Origin of the sequence: Streptomyces sp. NPDC060027, from assembly GCF_042737005.1 — a bacterium.
Taxonomy (GTDB): Bacteria; Actinomycetota; Actinomycetes; order Streptomycetales; family Streptomycetaceae; genus Streptomyces.
In genome coordinates, this window is sequence record NZ_JBHWVI010000039.1 from 1 (window position 1) to 15,272 (window position 15,272).

General features: G+C 70.9%; 11 protein-coding genes and 2 pseudogenes. 6 read left to right on the forward strand and 7 right to left on the reverse strand.

The window, feature by feature from the left end; all coding sequences use genetic code 11:
• Positions 1–102: 102 nt before the first annotated feature.
• Both ACFWBT_RS12950 and ACFWBT_RS12955 read right to left on the reverse strand, forming a co-directional pair.
• Positions 103–2,496: a M4 family metallopeptidase gene (locus tag ACFWBT_RS12950; RefSeq protein WP_385698928.1), complete on the reverse strand. Its 2,394-nt coding sequence runs from the start codon at positions 2,494–2,496 to the stop codon at positions 103–105.
• Positions 2,497–2,905: 409 nt separating this feature from the next.
• Entirely contained in the window at positions 2,906–3,751 is an 846-nt protein-coding gene (locus tag ACFWBT_RS12955) for an SMP-30/gluconolactonase/LRE family protein (RefSeq protein WP_385699034.1), read from the reverse strand.
• A gap of 193 nt (positions 3,752–3,944) precedes the next feature.
• Between ACFWBT_RS12955 and ACFWBT_RS12960 the strand changes: the two genes are divergently transcribed.
• Positions 3,945–6,221 carry an MMPL family transporter gene (locus ACFWBT_RS12960; protein WP_385698931.1) on the forward strand — a complete coding sequence of 759 codons (2,277 nt, stop codon included), beginning with the start codon at positions 3,945–3,947 and terminating at the stop codon, positions 6,219–6,221.
• A gap of 169 nt (positions 6,222–6,390) precedes the next feature.
• Here ACFWBT_RS12960 and ACFWBT_RS12965 read toward each other — a convergent pair whose 3' ends face one another.
• Positions 6,391–6,999, reverse strand: a complete 609-nt coding sequence (locus tag ACFWBT_RS12965) for an ankyrin repeat domain-containing protein (RefSeq protein WP_385698934.1) — start codon at positions 6,997–6,999, stop codon at positions 6,391–6,393.
• Between the two features lie 237 nt (positions 7,000–7,236).
• Here ACFWBT_RS12965 and ACFWBT_RS12970 point away from each other — a divergent pair.
• The 3 genes and pseudogenes from ACFWBT_RS12970 to ACFWBT_RS12980 all read left to right on the forward strand — a co-directional run.
• Positions 7,237–7,626 (forward strand): annotated as a pseudogene (locus ACFWBT_RS12970) (sensor histidine kinase); the annotation flags it as partial.
• Positions 7,623–8,272: pseudogene (locus ACFWBT_RS12975) on the forward strand (response regulator). The pseudogenes ACFWBT_RS12970 and ACFWBT_RS12975, both read left to right, overlap by 4 nt.
• Before the next feature lie 78 nt (positions 8,273–8,350).
• Positions 8,351–8,890 carry a GNAT family N-acetyltransferase gene (locus ACFWBT_RS12980; RefSeq protein ID WP_385698937.1) on the forward strand — a complete coding sequence of 180 codons (540 nt, stop codon included), beginning with the start codon at positions 8,351–8,353 and terminating at the stop codon, positions 8,888–8,890.
• On the opposite strand, the gene ACFWBT_RS12985 is transcribed toward ACFWBT_RS12980, so the two are convergent.
• Complete coding sequence (locus ACFWBT_RS12985; RefSeq protein WP_385698941.1) at positions 8,862–9,098, reverse strand: DUF6296 family protein; 237 nt, start codon at positions 9,096–9,098, stop codon at positions 8,862–8,864. The two genes, ACFWBT_RS12980 and ACFWBT_RS12985, sit on opposite strands and share 29 nt — an antisense overlap.
• A gap of 185 nt (positions 9,099–9,283) precedes the next feature.
• On the opposite strand from ACFWBT_RS12985, the gene ACFWBT_RS12990 reads away from it, so the two are divergent.
• Complete coding sequence (locus ACFWBT_RS12990; RefSeq protein ID WP_385698944.1) at positions 9,284–12,016, forward strand: SpoIIE family protein phosphatase; 2,733 nt, start codon at positions 9,284–9,286, stop codon at positions 12,014–12,016.
• A 63-nt stretch (positions 12,017–12,079) separates the two neighbouring features.
• Here ACFWBT_RS12990 and ACFWBT_RS12995 read toward each other — a convergent pair whose 3' ends face one another.
• Both ACFWBT_RS12995 and ACFWBT_RS13000 read right to left on the reverse strand, forming a co-directional pair.
• Positions 12,080–13,708 (reverse strand): MFS transporter, encoded by a 1,629-nt coding sequence (locus ACFWBT_RS12995; protein WP_385698946.1) that lies wholly within the window; start codon positions 13,706–13,708, stop codon positions 12,080–12,082.
• A 56-nt stretch (positions 13,709–13,764) separates the two neighbouring features.
• Positions 13,765–14,046 carry an ATP-binding cassette domain-containing protein gene (locus tag ACFWBT_RS13000; RefSeq protein ID WP_385698949.1) on the reverse strand — a complete coding sequence of 94 codons (282 nt, stop codon included), beginning with the start codon at positions 14,044–14,046 and terminating at the stop codon, positions 13,765–13,767.
• A gap of 110 nt (positions 14,047–14,156) precedes the next feature.
• Between ACFWBT_RS13000 and ACFWBT_RS13005 the strand changes: the two genes are divergently transcribed.
• Positions 14,157–14,513: an STAS domain-containing protein gene (locus ACFWBT_RS13005; protein ID WP_385698952.1), complete on the forward strand. Its 357-nt coding sequence runs from the start codon at positions 14,157–14,159 to the stop codon at positions 14,511–14,513.
• A gap of 266 nt (positions 14,514–14,779) precedes the next feature.
• On the opposite strand, the gene ACFWBT_RS13010 is transcribed toward ACFWBT_RS13005, so the two are convergent.
• A complete protein-coding gene (locus ACFWBT_RS13010; protein WP_356469595.1) occupies positions 14,780–15,211 on the reverse strand; it encodes a MarR family transcriptional regulator in 432 nt (143 codons plus the stop codon).
• Positions 15,212–15,272 lie beyond the last annotated feature (61 nt).

Consider the following 15,272-nt stretch of genomic DNA (forward strand, 5'->3'; position numbering starts at 1 on the left):
CGGGGACCCCTCCGGGTTCGTGTTGGCCCGGACCCGGCACCGGGGCCCGGGTGGTCCCGGCGGAGCACCGGGGCCGCGGCGTGGAGTGTCAGGTACTGCCGGTCAGCTGGTCGTCAGGGCGGTGTCGTCCACGACGAAGCTGGTCTGGAGCGAGGAGTCCTCGACGCCGCTGAACTTGATCGCGACGGTCGTACCGGCGAACGAGGACAGGTCGAACGTCTTCTGCGTGTAGCCGGTGGCCTTGTTGAGGTTCGAGTAGGTCGCCAGCGTGGTCGATCCGGCCGTGACCGTCAGCTTGTCGTACGCGGAGCTGGTGGTCGTCTCGGCCGTGTCGATGTGCAGGTAGAACGTCAGCGTGGCCTTGCAGCCGCTCGGGACGGTCACCGACTGGGAGAGCGTGTCGGTGTGGGTGGAGCCGTAGCCGTCCAGCCACGCCTTGTAGGAGCCGCCGTGGGCCGCCTGGTCGGTGTCGTTCGTGATGACGCCGCTGGAGGCGGTCCAGGTGGTGTTGCCCGACTCGAAGCCGGCGTTGCCGAGCAGCTGCGCCGAGGTGCAGGTGCCACCGCCGCCCGAGGAACTGACCGTCCAGGTGAAGGACGCGGTGCCGGTCGCGCCGGTGCTGTCCGTCACGGTGACGGTCGTGCTGTACGTCCCCGCGGTGGTCGGCGTGCCGGAGACGGCACCCGTCGAGCCGCTGATCGACAGACCGGTCGGCAGACCCGACGCGGCGTAGGTCAGGGAGCCGGTGTTGGTGCTGCCGGCCGAGATCTGCAGGCTCACCGCCGTGCCGACGGTGGAGGACTGGCTGCCCGGGTTGGTGACGGTCACACCGCTGGTCGGCGGGGTGACGTGGCTGCCGACGTTGATGCCGGCGAACGCGTGCCCCACCCCCGCGTACTGTGCGGAGCTGGAGCCGTACAGCGCCGTGGCGGCGTTCAGCGCGGCGGTGCGGGCACCCGCGTAGTTGGTGGTCGACGTCATGTACGTCGTGAGCGCCTTGTACCAGATCTGCAGGGCCGCGGCCCGGCCGATGCCAGCGACGGCCACGCCGTCGGAGGTCGAGCTGGTGTACGTGACGCCGTTGATGACCTTGGTGCCGCTGCCCTCGGAGAGCAGGTAGAACATGTGGTTCGCGGGGCCCGAGGAGTAGTGGACGTCCAGGTTGCCGACGCCGGAGTACCAACTGTCCGCGGAGCCGCCGTCCTTGCTCGGCTTGTCCATGTAGCGCAGCGGGGTGCCGTCGCCGTTGATGTCGATCTTCTCGCCGATGAGGTAGTCGCCCACGTCGGAGGAGTTGTTGGCGTAGAACTCGACGCCGGTGCCGAAGATGTCGGAGGTCGCCTCGTTCAGACCGCCGGACTCACCCGAGTAGTTGAGGCCCGCGGTGTTGGAGGTGACGCCGTGGCTCATCTCGTGGCCCGCGACGTCCAGCGAGGTCAGGGCGTGGGTGCTGCTGGTGCCGTCGCCGTACGTCATGCAGAAGCAGCTGTCGTCCCAGAAGGCGTTGACGTACGCCGTGCTGTAGTGGACGCGGGAGTAGGCCGCGACGCCGTTGTTCTTGATGCCGCTGCGGCCGAAGGTGTTCTTGTAGAAGTCCCAGGTCGTCTGGGCGCCGTAGGCGGCGTCGGCGCCGGCCGTCTGGGTGTTGGAGCCCGCGCCGGTGCCCCAGACGTCGTCGGCGTCGGTCATCAGGGTGCCGGTGCCGGAGGTGCCGTTGTTCAGCGAGTACGTCTTGTGGCTGCCGCGGGTGGAGTCGGTCAGCTGGTACGTCGACCCGGACAGCGTGGTGTTGAGCGTCACCGTGCCGCTGTACTGGGTGTTGCCGGTGCCGGTCTGGATGCCCTCGTACCGCGTGAGTTCCTTGCCGGTGGTGGCATCGGTGACGACGTGCAGCTTGCTCGGCGTGCCGTCGTCCTGGAAGCCGCTGATCACGGTCTCCCAGGCGAGCCGGGGTGTGCCGGTGCCGGCCCAGATGACCTTGCGGGCGCTGTCGGTGGCGGGCTTCTCCGCCTTGAGCGCCTTGGCCGTCTTGAGTGCCTTGGCCCCGGCGGCGGCCTTGGTGACCGACGCGGTGGTGCTCGCGACCTTGATGGTGTGCTTGTTGTTGAAGGTCGTGCCCACCGTGCCGGTGGCCTGCGAGGCCGGCGGGGTGTGGACGACGACATCGCCGCCGAGCACCGGAAGTCCGGCGTAGGTGCGCTCGTAACGGGTGTGCAGGGTGCCGTCGTTGTCCTTGACGACGTCCTTGACGACCAGCTTCTCCTTCGAGCCGAGGCCGAGGGTGCCGGCGGTCGCCGTGGTCTGCTTGGATGCCTTCTTCAGCAGCGCCACGTGCTGGGCCGGGGTGAGCTTGGCCTCGAGTCCCCCTGTGCGCAGGGGGGTTGTGTGGGGGGCGGGCTTGGCGACTGCCGGGACCGACTGTATGCCGACGGCCAGGAAAGCGGCGGTGGCCACCAGGGCTCCGGCCGCGGTCGCCTGACGGGGGATACGTCTCACTCGTACTCCTACTGCTTCGGCCGCGGTCGGCGGCCGGCGACAGACCGGGCAGACGGGATGTGCTGTCCGGGACGAGCTGAGCAGGGGCGTGCGGGAACGCGACCGTGGGCAGGCCGTGAGCGACCTGCCCCACAGGTGGGGGAAGGATCGCACTCTTGACCTAGGCATGACATGCGCTTGCCGGCAATCGAGGGTTATCCCTAAGCCCGCGTGACGGACACCCTGCCTCGCGCCGCACCCCCGGGTGACGGCGCCGACCACCGGCCCGCGACGGCCGGAGGGAGCGAGGACACCGGCATCGGCCCGCGACCGCCGGAGCGAGGACGCCGGGCAGCCGCGTCAGGCCGGGCGGTGTCCGGCGCCGCCCTTCAGAAGGACAGGCATCCCGCGGTCGGCGCGTACGACGCGGTCAGGGCCGGCCCGCTCCCGGCACCTCGACCCGGACGGCGAGCACCTGCCCGGAACCGGGTGTCACCATCTGGGCCTCCGTCATCCCGCGCCAGTCGGCAGCCACGACGAACAGCGTCCTCCTGTCGTGGCCGCCGAGGACGCAGGCGAAGCCGCCGCGGTCGAGATCGACCCGGTCCAGCACGGCGCCGCCCTCGGCGACGCGCACACAGCACCGGCCGGGGACGTCGGCGTACCAGACGGCGTTCCGCGCGTCGAAGCAGATGCCGTCCGGGGTGCCCTCTCCCAGGTCGGCCCAGACGCGGCGGCCCGACAGGGAGCCGTCCGGGCCGATGTCGAAGGCGACCAGGCTGTGCCGGTGGGAGTCGGCGACGATCAGCGTGGAGTCGTCGGGCGTCACGGCCATCCCGTTGGGAAACGCGATGTCGTCGGCCACCTGGCGCACCGCGCCGTCCGGGGTGACCAGCGCGACGCTGCCCGGTCTGGACGCCTCGCCCGTCATCGGGTCGAAGTCGACCCGGTCGACATAGGCGTTTCCGTGGCCGTCGACCACGATGTCGTTCCAGCCCGGCCGGCCCAGGTCGGCGTACGTGGTCAGGGAGCCGTCGGGCTCCCGGCGGAGCAGCAGGCCGTCCGGGGAGGAGACGATCAGCATGCGGCCGTCGGGGTGCCGGTCGGTGCAGAGCGGCAGCGACGCCACCCGGGCGACCACCTCGCTGTGACCCGCCACCGGATCGAGCGCGACGACCTCGCCCGCGGTCCAGTCGGAGAAGTACAGCCGGCCCCCGTGCCAGCGCGGCGACTCGACCAGCCCGTGCCCTTCGAGCAGCGTCCGTACCTCGTACATCCTGATCACAGCCTTCGTTCCGCACCGGCACGACTCCGGTGTCCCACTGACTGAACGAACGGGCACCGGCCGGATCGACGCACCCGGACCACCGGACGGCGAGGAGGCCGGGGCAGATCTCGGCAGGCCGCGATGAACGTCACATCGTTTACTGACCGAGTCGGAGGTGTCGTCTTTCCAGCAGGAGCAGCGCATGTCGGCGACGCAAGCCACTTCAGCCAGGGGGCGGAACAAGCCCGGAAGACTGCAGCGGCTGGGCGAGTGGTGCGCCCGCCACTTCGTGATCGTCATCGTTGCCTGGCTCGTCGTGCTCGCCGCTCTGCAGGTACTGAACCGCTCGTTCGGCGGAGAGTACTCGGACAATTTCTCGCTTCCCGGAGTGCAGTCCACCGAAGGGCTGAACGTCCTCAAGAAGCACGATCCGGCGGCCGGCGGCTACAGCGCCCAGGTGGTGCTGCGCGACACGCAGAAGCCCCTGACGTCGCTGAGTTCCCAGATGAGCCAGACCGTCGGCGATCTGCAGAAGCTGCCGCACGTCCTGTCGGCGCAGAATCCGCTGCCGCCGCCGGGCTCCCAGCCGCCCTCGGGGCAGTCCCAGAACATCGGGCCGCTGTCGAGCGACGGGAAGACCGGTTACATCACCGTCCGCTTCGATGAGCAGCCCTCGCTCCTCGGCGACAGCTATCTCGACGGTGTGGACACCGCCGTGCAGCCGCTGCGGTCGGCCGGCGTCGACGTCGAGTACGGCGGCACGCTGGGCGAACTGGCCAGACCCGCGCCGGACGACCGCGTCAGCGAGCTCATCGGCTTCGCGGTGGCGATCGTCGTCCTGCTCGTCGGATTCGGCAGCGTCATCGCGGCGGGTCTGCCGCTGGTGACCGCCCTGCTCAGCGTGCTGGGCGGCCTGGCCTGCCTGGGTCTCCTCGCCGCCGCGTTCACCTTCGCGACGGTGTCACCCACGCTCGCCACCATGATCGGACTGGGTGTCGGCATCGACTACGCCCTGTTCCTGATCACCCGTCACCGGCAGAACCTCATCAACGGCGCCGATCCGGTGCGGGCGGCGGGCCGGGCCACGACCACCAGCGGGCGGGCCGTCCTCGTCTCCGGCTGCACGGTGATCATCGCCCTGGCCGGGCTGTCCGTCTCCGGTGTCTCCTTCATCAGCAAACTCGGCCTCGCCGCGGCCGTGACGGTCGTCTCGGCGGTCATCGGCGCGCTGACCCTCGTACCCGCTCTGCTCGGACTCATCGGCAGGCGCATCGACCGCTACCACGTGCGCAAGCCGGTCGCGGAGACGGACGCCGACCCCGGGACGCCCGCGCACGGCACCTGGCACCGCTACGCGCAGCGCGTGCAACGGCGGCCCTGGTGGTTCCTGGCCGGCGGCCTCGGCACGGTGCTGGTGCTGGCCATCCCGCTGTTCTCGATCCAGCTCGGGCACATCGGTGACGGCGCGGATCCCAAGTCGTTCACGGACCGGCGGGCGTTCGACATCATGTCGGACTCCTTCGGGCCCGGCTCCAACGGTCCGCTGACCGTGGTCATCGACCAGACCGACGTGCCGTCCAGTCAGCGTTCCTCGCTGTCGTCGCAGGCGCAGAAGACGCTCAGCGGCGTGAAGGGTGCGGCCGTGGTCACGCCGCTGACGGCCACCCAGGACGGCGATGTGCTGGTCGGCACCGTCTACTCCAAGGTGTCGCCGCAGAACCAGGACACCACCGACCTGACGAACCGTCTGGTGGACGACACGCTGCCGCAGGCCGTGTCCGGCACCAGCGCCAAGGGCTATGTCACCGGCACGACGGCGGCCCAGGTCGACTTCCGCAACATCGTCGCGAGCCGGCTGCCCCTCATCATCCTCGTGGTGGTCGCGCTCGCCTTCATCATCATCCTGATCGTCTTCCGCGGACTCCTCGTCGCGGTGAAGGCGGCGGTCCTCAACGTGCTGTCCATCGCGGCCTCGTACGGTGTGGTCGTCGCCGTCTTCCAGTGGGGCTGGGGCGGGCCGGCGCTCGGGGTGTCGGGCAAGGTGCCCATCGAGAGCTATGTGCCGATGATGATGTTCGCGATCATCTTCGGGCTCAGCATGGACTACGAGATCTTCCTGCTGTCCCGGGTCCATGAGTTCTGGCTGGCCACCGGGGACGCGAAGGCGAGCGTCGCGCACGCTCTGGAGATCACCGCCCGGGTGATCACCTGTGCGGCTCTGATCATGGTGAGCGTCTTCGCCGCGTTCATCGTGAGCGACAACATCGTGGTCAAGATGCTCGGACTCGGGCTCGCGGTGAGCGTCCTGATCGACGCGACCGTGGTGCGGCTCCTGCTCGTTCCGGCGGTGATGACCCTGCTCGGGGCCCGCGCCTGGTGGACACCGCGCTGGCTGGACCGGATCCTGCCGCACATCGACCCCGAGGGCGATCAGGCCGCCGCCGCTTCCGATCCCGTACGCCCTCCGACCGTGGGCTGACACCGGCCGGACGCCCCGGACGCGCTCGGCCACGCACGGCCACGTGGCCGTGACCTGTCCGGACACGGCCGAGATCGAGGTGACGGCCGAACTGCCCCATGCGAGCCGGTGGTTCGAGGGTTCGAGGGGCGTACGACGGCCGCTCGCCCGGCGTCCTCGTGCTTCCGCGTCAGGGACGCTCCGCGCGCGGTGCGGTCAACAGGCCCACGATCTCGGTGAACCCGCGTCGCTCAGCGTGCTCCAGGGCCGTCACACCGTCGGCGTCCGGCAGTTCCGGCGAGGCGCCCGCCGCGAGGAGCAGTTCCACGATCTCCTGGTGCGCCCGGCCCCCGTCGCCGAGGATCACGGCTTCCAGCAGGGCCGTCCAGCCGAGCCGGTTGACGTGGTCGACGTCGATGTCCGTCTCGTTCAGCAGGGCCCGGACGTAGTCGACATGGCCTCGCTCGGACGCGGGAATGAGGGCGATGCCGCCGAAGCGGTTGCGCACCTTCGGGTCGGGCCGTGCCGGGAGCAGCGCGCGCATCATGGCGACGCTGCCCGTGACGCCCGTGACCAGCCAGGCGCTGTCCTCGCGGTCGTCCTGGGCGTTCGGGTCCGCGCCCGCCGCGACGAGCACCTCGGCAGCCTCGACGTGGTCGCCGAGCGAGGCGAGGAGCAGCGGAGTGCGGCGGTGATCGTCGCGCGCCTCGCGGTCGGCGCCGGCGGCGAGCGCGGAACGCACGGCGTCGGCGTCGCCCTCCCGGGCCGCGTCGAGCAGGGCAGGGTCGTGCGGGTTCATGGTGGCTGTGCTCCTTGTCGTCCACCTGGGGCGGGCCGCGTGAGGGCTCGCGGGCCTCTGCGGGCGGCGCCGGTGAGGTTCGGCGCCACCGGGATCATCATCCGTCCGGGGGCGCGGGTGCGGCGACGCCGGGTCGGGGTGCGCGGGCTCGACCCGGGAGCTGGGCGCGCGGCCCCCACCGCTGGGGGAACCGCGCGCCTGGGCCGCGCCCCTTCCCGGGTCAGTGCCCCAGGGCCGCGCGCCCTGGCCGCGCGTGAGTCCGGGGAGCGGCTCACGGTGCGCGTCCACGTCGACGACGACGGCGGCCGGGCACCGCACCTTCCGGAGCGGGTACGTTCCGCCCTGCTGCGGATCGCCCAAGGAGCCCTGGCCAATGTGCGCGAGCACTCCGGTGCGCGGACGGCCACCCTCACGCTCACTCTTCTGGACGACCAGGTCGTCCTGGACGTCGCCGACGACGGCCGTGGCTTCGCCCCCGGGGAGCTGCCCGCGTCCGCGGTGCGCGGGCACGGCGTGCCCGCGATGCCTGCGCGGGCGAGCCGGCTCGGCGGCACCCGGACCATCGGGTCCGCGCCGGGAGAAGGCGCGGTCCTGTCCATCGCGATCCCCTCGGAGCCGCCCCGATGACCGGTGCGACCGACGTGTCCCGCCCCGTCCGCATCCCGCTGTGCGACGACCACGCCGTCGTACGGGCGGGACTGCGCGCCCTGCTCGACAGCGCCCCGAACATCGAGGTCGTCGGCGAGGCCGGCACGGGGGAGGAGGCGCTCGCCCTGAGCACGAGACTCACCCCGGACGTGGTGCTGACGGACTCCAGCTCGGCGACGGCATCGACGGCGTCGAGACCACGCGCCGGCTGACCGTCACTCCCGGCGAAGGCCCGCACGTGCTGGTCCTCACGACGTACGACACCGACGCCGACATCACCCGCGCCATCGAGGCCGGAGCGACGGGCTACCCGCTGAAAGCCGAACGGCCGGAGGAGCTGTTCGCCGCGATCCAGGCCGCCGCCCACGGCCGTACGGCGCTCTCGGCCCCGGTCGCCGGCCGCGTGATGGCCAACATGCGCAGCCCGCGGCCCACCCTGACCGGCCGCGAACGCGACATCCTGACCCGACTGGCCCAGGGCCTCGGGAACCGGGAGATCGCCAAGGCCCTCTTCATCAGCGAGGCGACCATGAAGACCCACCTCGGCCGGATCTACGGCAAGCTCGGTGTCGACACCCGGGCGGGCGCGGTGTCCGTGGCGAAGGAGCGACGCCTGCTTGCGTGACCGCGTAACAAGACGCCTGCTCGCGTGACCGCGTAACAAAGGGACACACCGTCGGAATCGGCGTCCTAGCATGGCCGGATGCCCCGACTCGAAGCCCTCCGGCTCGGCCACGCACCCGCGCTGCTCGCGTTCGAGCGGGAGAACCGCGCCTACTTCGCCGCGTCGATCTCCGACCGCGGCGACGCCTACTTCGCCGAGTTCGACGTCCGCCTCGGCGAGCTGCTGGCCGAGCAGGCGGCGGGACTCCTTCGCTTCCATGTCGTGGTGGACGACGCCGGCGCGGTACTGGGCCGCTTCAACCTGGTCGACGTGGCGGAGGGCTCGGCGGAGCTCGGATACCGCGTGGCGGAGCGGGCCGCGGGGCGAGGTCTCGCCACGGCCACGGTGCGGGAGCTCTGCGCCCTGGCCGCGACCGCGTACGGCCTGCGCTCCCTGCGGGCCGTCACCACCGCCGACAACGCCGCTTCCCGGGCCGTCCTGGCCCGCACGGGGTTCCTCGTCACCGGCGACATCGACCTGGACGGGCGTCCGGGCCTTCGTTTCTCGCGGGAGCTCTCGGCCGACGACGGTCGCGCCGGAGCGGGCCCGGTCAGGGAATCGGTTCGACCGCGGGATTGATCGGCGACTGGTAGGCGCCGCTGGCCAGCATGCGCACCTCCCCCGCCGGGCTGATCTCGGCGCGGAGAATGCCGGTGGGATCGCTGTACACGGGGTTGCCACCCGGCCCTTTGGTACTCGTCCGTTCGACGACCACCTCGTCCGTCACCATGCTCGAATCCGGTCCGGGATGGGTGAAGGTCAGCCGGTAGCGGTCCACGGTCGTCATCAGGGCCTCCGCGCCGAAGCGACATATACGGGTGAAAGATACGTCTCCATGATGCGGCCGGACGCCCGCGACAGCAGGTCGCCCGCGCCCTGCCGGCACCCGACCCGGTCCGCGACGGCGACGGCAACCGCTCACTATGCGTGATGCCCCTCGCCACCGGAGGCCGGGCAGTGTAGACATAGCACATGGTCGGACTATTGGGTCGAACCCGGGCTCAGTCGACCCGCCGCCCCGGTACAGCGCGCCATCAGCGTGGGTCACACGAAGGCAAGCACAGGCAAGGCCCGTCCAACGGGCTCCGTTCCGCGCTCAGCGGGCGCAGTGTCGCCGGACAGGTGTTCGTCCTGCAGGTGGTGATCGTGCTGCTCCTGGTCGTCGCAGCGGTGGTCGCACTGGTGCTCCAGGTACGGCACGACAGCACCCAGGAGGCGCGCAACCGCTCGCTCGCCGTCGCGGAGACCTTCGCCAACGCGCCGGGCACCCGCGCCGCGCTGAGCGCCCCCGACCCAACGGCCCTGCTGCAGCCCAGCGCCGAGGCCGCCCGCAAGGCGTCGAAGGTGGACTTCATCGTCGTGCTGAACACCGACGCGATCCGCTACACCCACCCCAAGCCGGACCGGATCGGGAAGAAGTTCGTCGGGACGACCGCGCCGGTCCTGGCCGGGCACTCCATCACGGAGCAGATCAACGGGACCATCGGGCAGCTCGTCCAGGCCACGGTTCCGATCAAGGCACCCGGCGGCACCGTCGTCGGCATGGTCTCGGCCGGGATCACCACGGAGAACGTCGGCGGCGCCGCCGACCGCCAGCTGCCGCTCCTGCTGAGCGCCGCCGGAGTCGCGCTCGCCCTGGCGACCGCGAGCACCGCGCTGGTGAGCAGACGTCTGCTGCGCCAGACCCATGGCCTCGGCCCGTACGAGATGACCCGGATGTACGAACACCACGACGCCGTGCTGCACTCCGTCCGGGAGGGAGTGATCATCGTCGGCGCGGAGGGGCAGCTGCTCCTCGCCAACGACGAGGCGAACCGCCTGCTCGACCTGCCCGCGGACGCCGAGGCACGGCACGTCCGGGAACTCGGCCTCGATCCGGACACCTCCGAACTGCTGGGCTCCGGGCGCGTCGCCACGGACGAGGTGCATCTGGTCGGGGACCGGCTCCTGGCCATCAACCAGCGGCCCACGGACCTCCAGGGCGGCCCGGCCGGCAGCGTGGCCACACTCCGTGACTCGACCGAACTGCGGGCGCTCTCCGGCCGCGCCGAGATCGCCCGCGAGCGGCTCAAACTCCTCTACGACGCCGGAGTGGGCATCGGTACGAGCCTGGACGTCACGCGGACGGCCGAGGAACTGGCGGAGGTGGCCGTCCCGCGGTTCGCCGACTTCGTCACCGTGGACCTGGCCGACGCCGTACTGAACGGACAGGAGCCGGACGCGGGCTCCGGCCTGCGCCGCACCGCCTCCGTCGGTATCCGCAAGGACGCACCGCTCTATCCGGTCGGCGAGCACATCGGGTTCATCCCCTCCACGCCCCAGGCCCACAGCCTCCGCACGGGTGAGGCGGTCGTCGAACCCGATCTCGGCGGCGCCCCGGGCTGGCTGGCCCAGGACGTCGAGCGCACCACGCAGGTCGTCGACTACGGAATCCACTCCCTGATAACGGTCCCCCTGCGCGTCGGGCCCCTGGTCATGGGCGTGGTCAACTTCTGGCGCTCCGAGAAACCCGATCCCTTCGACGTGGAGGATCTGGCCCTCGCCGAGGAACTCGTCGCCCGGGCGGCGGTCTCCATCGACAACGCCCGACGCTACACACGCGAGCACACGATGGCCGTGACACTGCAGCGCAGCCTGCTGCCGCGCAATCTGCCCGAGCAGAGCGCCCTCGACCTCGCCTACCGCTACCTGCCGGCGCAGGCGGGGGTCGGCGGCGACTGGTTCGACGTGCTGCCGCTGCCCGGCGCCCGGGTCGCGGTCGTCGTGGGCGACGTCGTCGGTCACGGCCTGCTGGCCGCCGCGACGATGGGGCGGCTGCGTACGGCGGTCCACAACTTCTCCGCGCTCGATCTGCCGCCCGACGAACTGCTCGGGCTCCTGGACGAGTTGGTCGGCCGTATCGACCAGGACGAGATGCCGGAGGACAACAGAGCCGCCGTCACGGGCGCCACCTGCCTGTACGCCGTCTACGACCCGACGACCCGGCGCTGCACGGTCGCCCGCGCCGGGCACCCGCCACCGGCCGTGATCCGTCCGGACGGCAGCGTCGAGTTCCCCGAGGTGCCGGCCGGGCCACCGCTCGGCCTGGGCGGTCTGCCGTTCGAGACGGCCGAACTGGAACTGGCGGAGGGCAGCCGGCTCGTGCTGTACACGGACGGGCTGGTCGAGGACCGGGAGCGGGACATCGACGCCGGGCTCGAACTGCTGCGCACCGCGCTGGCCGGAGCGGACCGCTCGCCGGAGGACACCTGCCGGGCCGTCCTCGACGCCCTCCTGCCGGCCCGGCCGAACGACGACATCGCCCTGATCGTGGCCCGTACCCACGCTCTCGGTGCCGACCGGATCGCCACATGGGAGGTGCCGTCCGAACCGGCCGCCGTCGGCGAGGTGCGTGCCTCCGTCAGCCGGAGGCTGGCGCAATGGGGGCTGGACGAGATGGCGTTCACCACGGAGCTGATCCTCAGTGAGCTGGTGACCAACGCCATCCGCTACGGCAGTGGGCCCATCGGGGTCCGCGTGCTGCTGGACCGCGCGCTGATCTGCGAGGTCTTCGACGCCAGCAGCACCTCACCGCATCTGCGGTACGCGGCGACGACGGACGAGGGCGGGCGCGGCCTGTTCCTGGTCGCACAGCTCGCCGAGCGCTGGGGCACCCGCTACACGCCCGAGGGCAAGGTCATCTGGGCGGAACAGCCGCTGCCCTGAGCCGAACGCACAGGTCAGCGGCACAGGGCACAGGGCAGGGGGCAGGGGGCAGGGGGCAACTGCTCAACCGGGAGGGGGCGGACCCTCTCGGGCGTCCGACTCACCCACCGGTGCCGCGCGCGCCGACTCGCCGGCCGGGTCGGTGGAGCCTTCCGCCGGTGTGAGGGAAGCGGCGCCTCCCTGGAGCCGCTCCAAGTCGGAGGGGCGCACCTGGATGACGATCAGGGCGACCAGCGCGGCGAAGACGGCGAAGATCGCGGCGGCGACGAACGCTCCCGAGATGCCGGACGTCAGCACCTGTTGGCTCCAGGGCGCCGGCAGCTGCCCCGTCCTGCGGAACTGCAGCTGTTGCGCCGGGGTCGCCGTCGACAGGAACTTCGCGACCTGGTCCGTGGCCTCGTTGCGGCTCGCTGTGCCGAAGACGGTGACCAGCACGGAGAGGCCGAGCGAACCGCCGACCTGCTGGGTGGCGTTGAGGATGCCGGAGGCGGCACCCGTGTCCTTGGGCTGGACCCCGGACACCGCCATCAGCGTCAGCGACACGAACTGCAGGCCCATGCCGAATCCGAAGACCAGGGTGGGTCCGAGAATGCTGCCGAGATAGGTGCTGTCGACGTCGGTCAGGGTCAGCCAGCCGAGGCCCACGGCGGACAGGATCGCGCCCACGGCCATGAAGGGTTTGGGACCCCACCTGGGCAGCAGGTTCGAGGCGACACCCGCACCGACCGCGATGATCGCGCTCACCGGCAGGAAGGCGAAGCCGGCCTTCAGCGGGCTGAAGCCCAGGATGTTCTGCACGAAGAGGGTCAGGAAGAAGAACATCCCGAAGATCGCGGCGGAGAGGCTCAGCATCATCGCGTAGACGCCCGAGCGGTTGCGGTCGCGGAACATCCACAGCGGTGTGATGGGCTGTCTCGACCGGCGTTCGACGGCGATGAAGGAGATCAGGAACACCAGCGCCGCCCCGAAGGCCGCGAGGGTGATGGAGTCGCTCCAGCCCTCCTCCGAGGCCCGGATGAAGCCGTAGACGAGCAGCACCATGCCCAGCGTGGAGGTGAGTGCGCCGAGGAAGTCGAAGTGGCCCGGGTGGCGCTGGGACTCCTTGATGTAGCGGGGGGTGGCGAGCACGATCAGCAGACCGATGGGGATGTTCACGAAGAAGACCCAGCGCCAGTCGAGCCACTCGACGAGGATGCCGCCCGCGAGCAGCCCGATCGCGCTGCCGCCCGCGGAGACGGCGGCGAACACGCCGAACGCCCTGTTGCGCTCGGGCCCTTCAGGGAAGGTCGTGGTGATCAGCGACAGCGCGGTGGGCGACGCGATGGCCCCGCCGACGCCCTGCAGCGAGCGCGCCGCGAGCAACTGCCAGGATTCCTGGGAGAGTCCGCCGAGCAGCGACGCGAACACGAAGAGCAGCACACCGAACATGAAGACCCGGCGTCTGCCGAGGATGTCTCCGGAGCGTCCGCCGAGCAGCAGCAGACCACCGAAGGTCAGCGTGTAGGCGTTGATCACCCAGGAGAGGTTCTCGGTCGAGAAGCCGAGCGAGGTCTGGATGTGCGGAAGCGCGATGTTCACGATGGTGATGTCGAGGACCACCATCAACTGACACGATGCGATGACGAGGAGAGCGATACCACTGCCTCGTCCTCGCTGCGGGGACTCGGCGGATGACATGTGATCGGCCGTCATAGGGATGGCCCTGCATCTCGGGTCGGCGGTGAACGTGGATGTTCACTCCATCGACGTTAAGCCTGACCGCCCGGCCTCACCAATCGATCAACGGACCGTGCTTGGAAAGGCCGTCTCACCTGGCCGGTCGGTCCGGCGATGCACCGGATCACCGTCGTCTTGCCCGCGCCGTTGGACCCGAGCAGTCCGAACACCTCGCCGTCGGGGCCGTCAACGGGCTGCCGCGAGCCGGGCCGCGGGCGGAGACGGACGGAGGCGGCGCATCCGGACCCGCCCCCGCGGGCGAAGCCCAAGGTGTGTACGTCGCCGAAGCGCACGCCGAAGCGCAAGGTGTGCACCTCGATTCGGCGGGTAACCGTTGACCTGCTCGCCGGCGTTCCCCAGCGCCGGATGGAACCCGACGGGTCAGTGCCCCTTGGAGGTAACCGTGCCGGCCGAACCAGCTCCTGTGTCCATCGACGTGACCGTGTACGGCAAGGGCATCGCCCTGATCACCGTCGCGGGGGAACTGGACGTCGAGACGGCCCCCGAACTGCGCAACCGGCTGGCCGACCAGATACGCGGCGGCCATCGGCATCTGCTGCTCGACCTGTCCGCGGTCCCCTTCATGGACTCCTCCGGTATCAACGCCCTCCTCAAGGCGCACGACGAGACCGGACGCGCGGGAGGCAGCGTGTGCCTCGTGTCACCGGCGCCGGTCGTGCGGCGTGTCCTGGATCTCACCGGAGTCAGCCTCACGATCGCGTCGCTGGACGGTGTCGAGGCCGCACTCGCCCACATCGGCGAGGGAACCGCCCGGCACTAGACCGACGGGACCGCCCGGCACCCCCCGAACCCGGCAGCCCTGCCGGCGCACCGGATTCGTCGGACCGGCGAAGAAGGACGTGACAGCGAGATCACGCGAGTGACAGTTGCCATTTGACAACTATGAATGTGAGGCAACAAAGTGATCGCCCTCGGACAGGGAAGGGAGCTGAGATGGCGCAGCGGGTGAGTCGGACTGCCCCCGGCACGGCGACCGCGGCACGCAGGCCTGCCGCGACCGGCTCCCGACCCGGGCGGTTGCGCCGGTCAGGCCGAGCGGGCGTCCATCGCGTCGCCCTCGTGGAGCTGCGCCGCCGCGGCCGCGCAGAAGGCCGCCAGCCCCTCCACCAGTGCCGTCCGACGGGCGGCCGGCATCTGCGCGAGGACCGCCTCCACGGCGCGCTCGCGCCGTGCGCGCAGCTCCGTGAGGAAGGTCCGGCCCCGGGGGCTCAGGAACAGCCGCAGCTCACGGCGGCTGGTGGCACTCGGCGTCCGCTCGATGTATCCGACGGCCTGCAGCCGGTCGCAGAGCCTGCTGGTCGAGGGCGGCGTGGAGCCGAGCGCGTCGGCCAGCGTCCTCAGGTTGATGCCCTCGTCGTGTTCCAGGATGAACAGCACCCGCAGCTGGGAGGCGGAGACAGGAGCTGTCGAGGCGCGCCCCCAGAGGATCTCCAGCAGCTCGGCCGCCTCGGCGGTCACGCGAGCCACCTCACCGGAGTGCGGACGCGGGCCGGAGGAAGTCACCGTCTCACTCTCCCAG

Excerpts from the sequence above, each read along its gene's own strand:
- ACFWBT_RS12995 (WP_385698946.1), bottom strand. The coding sequence starts at position 13,708 with ATGACGGCCGATCACATGTCATCCGCCGAGTCCCCGCAGCGAGGACGA.
- ACFWBT_RS12965 (WP_385698934.1), bottom strand. The coding sequence starts at position 6,999 with ATGAACCCGCACGACCCTGCCCTGCTCGACGCGGCCCGGGAGGGCGAC.
- ACFWBT_RS12985 (WP_385698941.1), bottom strand. The coding sequence starts at position 9,098 with ATGACGACCGTGGACCGCTACCGGCTGACCTTCACCCATCCCGGACCG.
- ACFWBT_RS12980 (WP_385698937.1), top strand. The coding sequence starts at position 8,351 with ATGCCCCGACTCGAAGCCCTCCGGCTCGGCCACGCACCCGCGCTGCTC.
- ACFWBT_RS12990 (WP_385698944.1), top strand. The coding sequence starts at position 9,284 with ATGGTCGGACTATTGGGTCGAACCCGGGCTCAGTCGACCCGCCGCCCC.
- ACFWBT_RS12955 (WP_385699034.1), bottom strand. The coding sequence starts at position 3,751 with ATGTACGAGGTACGGACGCTGCTCGAAGGGCACGGGCTGGTCGAGTCG.
- ACFWBT_RS12960 (WP_385698931.1), top strand. The coding sequence starts at position 3,945 with ATGTCGGCGACGCAAGCCACTTCAGCCAGGGGGCGGAACAAGCCCGGA.